The 3,242-nt window shown below is 34.5% G+C and carries 3 protein-coding genes; all 3 read right to left on the minus strand.

Annotated elements, in window-relative coordinates; genetic code table 11:
• Nucleotides 1-122: 122 nt before the first annotated feature.
• The gene (locus tag IEV85_RS24600; RefSeq protein WP_188467924.1) at nt 123-632 is read right to left on the minus strand and encodes a hypothetical protein; all 510 of its coding nucleotides are present in this window, start codon (nt 630-632) and stop codon (nt 123-125) included.
• 260 nt (nt 633-892) lie between these two features.
• Nucleotides 893-1,582: a hypothetical protein gene (locus IEV85_RS24605; protein WP_188467925.1), complete on the minus strand. Its 690-nt coding sequence runs from the start codon at nt 1,580-1,582 to the stop codon at nt 893-895.
• An 83-nt stretch (nt 1,583-1,665) separates the two neighbouring features.
• Nucleotides 1,666-2,082 (minus strand): hypothetical protein, encoded by a 417-nt coding sequence (locus IEV85_RS24610; RefSeq protein ID WP_188467926.1) that lies wholly within the window; start codon nt 2,080-2,082, stop codon nt 1,666-1,668.
• Between the last annotated feature and the right edge of the window lie 1,160 nt (nt 2,083-3,242).

Below are 3,242 nucleotides of genomic sequence, written 5' to 3' on the forward strand. Positions count from 1 at the left end.
TTAGATCTGAATCCGGTGCACGTTCTTTCGCAATTATCAGGTCTGTAATAGATACCATTATCAAAAGAAACAAAAACATATTTGATTGCTTGGCTATTACTGCTAATTTGGTACCTGAGTAGTTACACTAATTTTAACTCATTATAAATTTCTTCTATGATAGACCTATTTCTTTTTAATCTTCTTAATTCAATAAAAACAGGAATTCCAGAATTATTTTCGATTGCTGAGAGAAATAATTTCTTAGAAATAGTGGATTTTCCCATACCAGCTGTATCAATAATCAGAATTCGCTGATAAGTGGAAATAAACTCCTTATCATATTCTGTGACACAAAATTCAATCTCTTTAGCTGCAGAGGACTCTAAAGCAAGAGTTAAAGGTAGATATATGTCCTTAAGTAATCGTTGTTGATTTCTAAATGCTAAAATGTTAAGAACTGAATATGATTTGTAACGCTCTAATAAATAATCATTGAATTTATTATCAAAAAAATGATTTTGAAGTTTACCTTGTTTATTCCATTTCTTGCTTAGATAGTTTAATTTTGGTGTTAACCATGAAGCAATCAACTCTTTTGTTATTGGAGCAGCTATGGTGGCTAAATTTTTCGCAAGTTCAAGATTTTCCATTTGCTAATTTTGCTTGATAATAGAGACAATAAAGATTATATTCTTCACTATGCCTTTTTCAGGTACTTATATATTCAAAGCTTTGAACATAACTGCTTTCTCGCCTAAATCCTAACGATTAGTCGAAAAGCAATGAAAAATACCTATAAGTAGGTAGTAGTTTTGGTAAAAAAGGAAGGGTAGGAGGAGAATTATATTAAAATATTGCTGTACTTGGGTAAATGGTTGATTCTTAGCAAACTGCTATAATGAAAAGGTTTCTATTCTTTTACGAGTTCTTTAAGGCTTTCAAATTCACTTTTCAGATCTGCTTCTATATTTTTCAGATAATCTGCCGCAAAGGGTGCTCCGCAGTCCTGGCTATTGGTGTATTGTATTAAAATTCCGTTATCAAAGTAACTGGCATTTTCCATTATTTCAGATTGGTCCATATCAAACACTTGTGTATCGTTATTCTCTTTCATTGCCGTAGAGTCCCATGTAATGGGTCTGTTGTAGGTGTAATCGGTCTCCAGCACAAATGATAGCTGCCCGTCTTTTGTATAAAACTCCTGAATAGCTTTGCCTGTTTCCCCGAAGTTAACTACAGCAATCTTTAATAGCGTATCTTTTTGAAAATAATAGGTGGCAGTGCCGCCCTCAGTGGATTGCTCAAGATCTCTTTCATCAACTGAAGTCCACTCAGTGATTTCATTAATTCTGTTGACGTTTTCATTAATTGGTTTCAATTTTTCTATAAGAGCATTTTGAGTGGTTGTGTCCTCAATTAAATAGGCTTTTTCTTCTTCTTCTTCTTCTTCTTCTGCTTGTTGTTGTTCATATTCTACTCTCAGGTCTTTGTCAGGCTCAGGAATTAATTCAAGCCGATCTTTTTGAGCAACTGATTTTTCTCTATTGTCCGTGCAACTGAGCAAAGAGATAATTACTAGTATGATGAGGGTTGTTTTCATGTTGAAGTGATAAGGTTTAATTTCTGTTCACATGAGTAGAATGTTTCGTTGCATAGTAAGTGAAAAAAATCCAATGACTAGCATTATTTTGTGTCGTATGAAATTGGTGTAATACTTTCAAGATTCCAATAGCTGCTCATCATATTATCTTGTTTTCCCTTACAAAAATCTTTAGAAACTTTTTTTTCTTCCTTAATCCAATAATCCAGTTCTATTAAACAAGAGTTTTGATAGTATAGAAATCCTTTTCTTCCTTTGAAAGCTTGACCTACTCTCGGTTGTAGATAAATGGTATCTCCTTCAAAAGTTATGATACCCACAGTTGTTGTGTTACCACTATGTCCCTCTGTAGAATATTTAAAAGTTGAGTCTTTTAATAGTTCAATTATCCAGAATGATCCATCTGCTCCACCAAAATATGTTCCCACAAAAGGTACTTCATTTTTTTTACATGAATAAAGGATTAAGCAAAGTGTAATCGCGCAGATGATTCTACTCATTTTTACAGTACAATATAAAGTTCCTATCGATTAAGAATGTCAAGATAATAGCTTTAAATCAAATGTGACCTACGTTATGATTTTAGTTTTTCCTTCCCACTTAATCTAACCTTCCAGTATTTTACAAATGTGAATCAGTAAGAGGTTCTTTCTTTACTAAAACCTATCAATTCATCGAAAAGGCGTAAAAGATACTATTCCTAAGATTGCTTCACATGCATTCTGTTCGATTAGTATCAAAACCAAGATCGTTCTCCCCCTTTCCTAAAAAGGGGGCAGGGGGATTTATTTGGGACTGAATCTTTTAACCTGAATATACACAATAGACCTCGTCACTGTGACGTTTTTCTCATGGCTTTACCGAAGCCATAGTAAAGCGCGGCAGTCTTGAGAAAGACAAGCAAAACGTCTTACGTTCCAAATCAAAAGATTGCCACACATGCATTCTGTTTGATTTGCATCGACAGAATGGCATGTTCGCAATGACGGGTACGATTTAATACTGAAATCCGAATTAAATTTTATTGAATTTTTAATTTTAAAAGATGCATTTGGTTGACAGCGTACTTAACAGCAGGGGGATTCCCAAAAATTTTTGGAGTGAAACGGAAAAAATTTTTGGAATGACGCGCTCTTTTTGGAGATTGTAGGAAAAATTCAAATGTAGTACAATTATCAATTGCCCCGAGGTCGTACTCCCTCTTTTTCTAAGAGAGGGTTGGGGTGAGTTATACAGCAATGACCAGAAGGTTAATATTTTAACCACTAGCTATTAATTTGCACGTCATTTCCAATAAATTTTTCCGCTGCTCTTCAATATTTTCTGGCCTAGTTTCCCTTTAGCTTGAATGACCATTTATTTAAAAGGGAATTCCAATGCTTATTATTAACTTCAAACTTTCCGAGATCGTTCTCCCCCTTTCCTAAAAAGGGGGCAGGGGGGATTTATTTGGGACTGAATTGTTTAACCTGAATATACACAATAGACCTCGTCACTGCCAGGTTTTCCTCATGGCTTTATGGAAGCCATAGAAAACCGTGGCAGTCTTAAGAAAGACAAGTAAAACGTCTTACGTTCCAAATCAAAAGATTGCTTCACATGCATTCTGTTCGATTAGCATCGAAAGAATAACATGTTCGCAATGACGGGTACGATTTAA

Origin of the sequence: Marivirga lumbricoides, from assembly GCF_014636295.1 — a bacterium.
Lineage (GTDB): Bacteria > Bacteroidota > Bacteroidia > Cytophagales > Cyclobacteriaceae > Marivirga > Marivirga lumbricoides.

Bases quoted from the DNA above. Each gene is read 5' to 3' on its own strand.
- IEV85_RS24600 (WP_188467924.1), bottom strand. From the start codon at position 632: ATGGAAAATCTTGAACTTGCGAAAAATTTAGCCACCATAGCTGCTCCA.
- IEV85_RS24605 (WP_188467925.1), bottom strand. From the start codon at position 1,582: ATGAAAACAACCCTCATCATACTAGTAATTATCTCTTTGCTCAGTTGC.
- IEV85_RS24610 (WP_188467926.1), bottom strand. From the start codon at position 2,082: ATGAGTAGAATCATCTGCGCGATTACACTTTGCTTAATCCTTTATTCA.